At 80.0% G+C, this 3,648-nt stretch carries 2 protein-coding genes and 1 pseudogene; all 3 read right to left on the bottom strand.

The features are described from left to right. Nucleotides 1–216, bottom strand: a pseudogene (locus GTR00_RS16685) (hypothetical protein); the annotation flags it as partial. A gap of 154 nt (nt 217–370) precedes the next feature. Then, entirely contained in the window at nt 371–3,067 is a 2,697-nt protein-coding gene (locus GTR00_RS16680; RefSeq protein WP_166612710.1) for a putative bifunctional diguanylate cyclase/phosphodiesterase, read from the bottom strand. A 64-nt stretch (nt 3,068–3,131) separates the two neighbouring features. Further along, the coding region (locus GTR00_RS16675; RefSeq protein ID WP_166612709.1) for an ATP-binding cassette domain-containing protein at nt 3,132–3,648 on the bottom strand (517 nt) is incomplete at its 5' end.

The raw sequence follows: 3,648 nt of genomic DNA, 5'->3' as shown, positions 1-3,648 counted from the left end.
GGTGCCCGCCGCGATCTCGACGGTGTCGCCGGAGGAGGCCCGGTCGACCGCCTCCTGGATCGACCCGCCCGGCTCCACCCGCCACGTCCGCGGCCCGTCCGCGGCGGCCGCCGCGCCCGGCAGGGCGCTCAGCAGCGCGGCGCACGCGCCCACCGCCGCCAGCCGCAGCGCCCCGCCGCCGACCGCTCCCGTGCCGGCCCCGCGCGTCCCGCGCATCCTGCGCATGCAGCTCCTCCTGCTCCGCGACCCCGCCCGCGGGGGCCGCCGCGCAGGAGGCTGGCAGCAGCGGGCGCTCGCGGCGAGGCCAGCGGGCCCCGGCAGCGCAGCAGGTTCCTGCCGCACCCGGCAGGTCCCCCGCGCCGGACCCGCCTCACACCGCCAGCGCCTCCGCCGGCCGCTGCCAGCGGGCCGCCTCCGGGGCCGGCATCGGGCGCGCGAACAGGTAGCCCTGCGCGGTGTCGCAGCCCTGCTCGCGCAGCCAGCGCAGCTGCTCGGCGTCCTCCACGCCCTCGGCGACCACCCGCAGCCCGAAGGTGTGCGCGGCGTGCACCGTCAGCGCCACCAGGCCGCGCCGGCCCGGGTCGGTGGAGGACACGAAGCTGCGGTCGATCTTCAGGGTGTCCGCCGGCGTCGTCGGCAGCTGCCCGATCGACGTCCAGCCCGTGCCGAAGTCGTCGATGGCCACGCCCACCCCGCTGGCCCGCAGCTGCTGCAGGTGCGCCGTGGCCAGCGGGTCGTCCACCAGCACCGTCTCGGTGATCTCCAGCACCAGCAGGTGCGGCGGCAGGCCCGAGGCCTGCAGGGCCTGCGCCACGTCCTCCAGCAGCCGCGGGTCGCTCAGGTGCCGGCCCGAGACGTTCACCGCCACCGTCGGCTCCGCACCCGCACCCGGCGCCGGCCACGCGCACGGGCGCTCCTCGCGCCAGCGCGCCAGCTGCGCCGTCGCCTCCCGCAGCACCCAGCGGCCCAGGTCGCACACCAGCGAGGACGCCTCCGCGGCGGCCACGAACACGTCCGGGCGCACCGGCCCCACCCCCGGGCGGTCCCAGCGCGCCAGCGCCTCGTACCCGGCCAGCGAGCCGTCGGCCAGGTCCACCACCGGCTGGTAGTGCAGCGTCAGCTCCCCGCGCCGCAGCCCCTCGCGCAGCGCCGACTGCAGGTCCCAGCGGGCGGCCAGCTCCGCGCGCAGCACGTCGTCGAAGACCTCCACCCGGCCCCGGCCGCGCGACTTGGCCCGGTACACCGCCGAGTCCGCCTCCGCCAGCAGCACCTCCGCGTCCTCGCCGGCGCCGCGCGCCACCGCCACGCCCACCGACGCGCCCACGCGCACCGAGCGGCCCGCGGCCCCGGTGGCCGCGTCGCCGGCCACGTGCACGGGGCGGCGCGCGGCGGCGACCACCCGCTCGCCGAGCTCCACCAGCGCCGCCTCGTCGGTGACGTCCTCCACGAGCACCACGAACTCGTCCCCGCCCAGGCGCCCCACCGAGTCGCCCTCGCGCACGCACCCGCGCAGCCGCCGCGCCACCTCCCGCAGCACCTCGTCGCCCGCGGCGTGCCCGGCGCCGTCGTTGACCGCCTTGAAGCCGTCCAGGTCCACGAACAGCAGGCCCGTGGTGGCGCCGCGGCGCCCGGCGCGCTCCAGCGCCCCCGACAGCAGCCGCAGCGCCGCCGCCCGGTTCGGCAGCCCCGTCAGCGGGTCGTGCGCCGCCTGGTGGGCCAGCTCCGTCTGCAGGCGGTCGCGCTGCTGCACCGCGCGCACCAGCTGCTGCACCGAGGCCTGCACCGCCTCGCCCAGCGGGCCCGGCAGCGGCTGCTCGCGCAGCGCGCCGGCCAGGTCCCCGCGGGTCAGGGCGTCGGCCTGCTCGCGCACCTGGCGCAGCCCGGCCACCGCCCCCGCCAGGGCCCGCGCCGCGGTGCGCGTCTCGCGCGGACCGCCCTCGGGCACGTCCACCAGCTCGCCCTGGCCGACCCGCTGCGCGGCGTCGGCCAGGCGCCGCAGCGCCCCGGCCAGCCAGCGCCCCTGCGCCACCGCCGCCGCCAGCGCCCCGGCCAGCACCAGCAGGCACAGCAGCAGCGTGGTGCGCAGGCGCACCGCGGCCTCCTCCCGCTCCGCGTCCACCGCCGCCACCGCCGTGTCCACCGTGCTCTCCAGCAGCTGCGCCAGGTCCCGGTCGCGCCGCGCGCTCGCGTCGGCCAGCTCCAGCAGCTGCGGGCCCGACAGCCGGCCCGGCTCGCGCGTCTCCCCGCCGAACGCCGCGGTCAGCTCCTGCGCGGCCGCGCCGCGCGTCGCCGCCGCCCAGCCCAGCCGCACCGGCGCGCTCGACAGCTCCGCCGTGGCCCCGGCCAGCTCCCGGTAGCTGCCCACCACGTGCGCGGCGCGCTGGCGCGCCCGCACCTGCTCCCCGCCGCCGAGCACGCGCGCGGTGAACGCCGCCGGCACCTCCCGGCTGGCCTGCTGCGTCAGCTCCACCACGAGGGTGACGTCGTTGACGGCCCGGGCGCTGCGCTCGCTGAGGCCGGTGGCCGTGGTGCCCGTGATGACCTGCTCCTCGGCGTGCGAGAGCCAGTCCGACAGGCCCACGTACAGGTCCGCCAGCGCCTCGGTGCTGGAGGTGCCCTGGTCGGCGGCCGCGCGCACCGTGCGCAGCCGCTGCACCGCCAGCGCGGTGCTCACCGCCGCCGGCGAGGCGGCGCCGATGCGCGAGACGGCGCGGTCGGTGACCTGCCGGGCCAGCTGCAGCCGGTTCACCGCGTCCAGGTACAGCACCGCGCGCCGCTCGCCGAACCCGGCCGCGGCCGCCGCCTCCCGGTCGCGGGTGACGTTGCGGCTCAGCGTGGGCAGCAGCTCGCTGTCCACCGCGCGCCGCAGCGCGTCCAGCTCGGTGGCCGCGCGCATGAGGGAGCCGGCCTGCCCGGCCGTGCGCAGCTCGCGGGTGCGCTCGGCCACCGAGGCGGCCGAGACGGCGCCGGTGGCCAGCAGCGGCACGACGACGAGGGCCGCGAGGTGCTGCCACACCGGGCGCTCCCGCAGCCGGCGCCCCAGGGCGCGCTCCGTCGTCGGTCCCACACGCAGGGCATCGGCGCGCCCCGCCGGGGACGTGAGCGCACCCGTCCCCGCGCGCCGCCCGCGATCACCCGGACGGCGCACCCGCCGCGGCGCCCGCCGGCGCCAGCGCCAGCACCGCGCCCCGCCAGCGCGCCCGCAGCCGCCGGTCGTGGCTGACGACGACGACCGCCCCGTCGAACGCGGCGACCGCCCGCTCCAGCTCCTCCACCAGCTGCGGGGCCAGGTGGTTCGTCGGCTCGTCCAGCAGCAGCACGTCGTGCGGGTCCGCCAGCAGCCGCGCCAGGTCCAGGCGGCGCCGGCCGCCGGTGGACAGGCGCGCGACCTGCACGCCGAGCTGCTCGCGGTGGAACAGCCCCAGCGACAGCAGCCGCTGCACGTGCTCCTCGGCCGCGCCGCGCCGCCCGGCGGCGAACGCGCGCAGCACGTCCTGGCCGGGCACCGGCTCCGGCGGGTCCTGCCGCAGCAGGCCGGTGCGCGCGCGCCCGCGCACCGCGCCGGCGTCCGGGCGCAGCGCCCCGGCCAGCACGTGCAGCAGCGTCGACTTGCCGCTGCCGTTGACGCCGGTGACCAGCAGGCGGGTG

The sequence above is a fragment of the Kineococcus indalonis genome (assembly GCF_009906395.1).
GTDB classification, from domain to species: Bacteria; Actinomycetota; Actinomycetes; order Actinomycetales; family Kineococcaceae; genus Kineococcus; species Kineococcus indalonis.
This window is presented reverse-complemented; position numbering and strand designations above follow the sequence as displayed.